The following is a 683-nucleotide window of genomic DNA, read 5'->3' as shown; positions in this document are numbered from 1 at the left end:
CAACAACCTGAAAAGCACCTCGGTGCAAACAATATAATGTGAAATATACTTAACAGAAAACTTGACATTATTATGAACTTTATCCGATTCCTGACCTTCAATTTTTTCACAAAAGCATTTCTCAGACAGACATGCAAACTTCACATTGCCAACCGACGAATTAAAACAATGATTTCTGATTATATTTTCATACTTGCGGTGTTCTTTCCATTTTTCATGGTAATTATGATTGCATCATTCTTTTTTACGACCAATAATCTTGCTGAAATATCATCAATAAATATTACGCTTTCATGTAGCTTGGTTCCCTTTTCTGCAATGATTTTTGTGATTTTAAATAAAGATTTTTTTAACGGACAAAGTGTTTCAAAGAGAATTTACGGGTACCAAATTATTGATAATAAAACCAATATGGCAGCGAATGAAACAAAGTGTATGCTGAGAAATGTCACAATGATTGTATGGCCGATAGAGGTGTTGATGACCTTAATGAATCCTACTCGGAGACTTGGAGATTTAATTGCAGGCACTAAGTTAATTGATAAAGAAAAAACAGCCCCAGAGTCAATAATGACAGACTTCAATCTGATTAATAAAGATAAAAATTATCTCGGATTGATTCTGCTATCCGTACTTTTCACTATTTTGTTTAATTCATTTGCACTTGGGCTGACATTCGTTTG

General features: G+C 32.8%; 1 protein-coding gene. It reads left to right on the top strand.

Annotated elements, in window-relative coordinates:
• Nucleotides 1-72: 72 nt before the first annotated feature.
• A partial coding sequence (locus JCM15548_RS20750; RefSeq protein WP_062129157.1) for an RDD family protein occupies nucleotides 73-683 on the top strand: 611 nt, incomplete at its 3' end.

It is taken from the genome of Geofilum rubicundum JCM 15548, from assembly GCF_000974365.1.
Taxonomy (GTDB): domain Bacteria; phylum Bacteroidota; class Bacteroidia; order Bacteroidales; family Marinilabiliaceae; genus Geofilum; species Geofilum rubicundum.
Note: the sequence above shows the minus strand (reverse complement) of the source record. Positions and strands in the feature narration are given on the sequence as shown.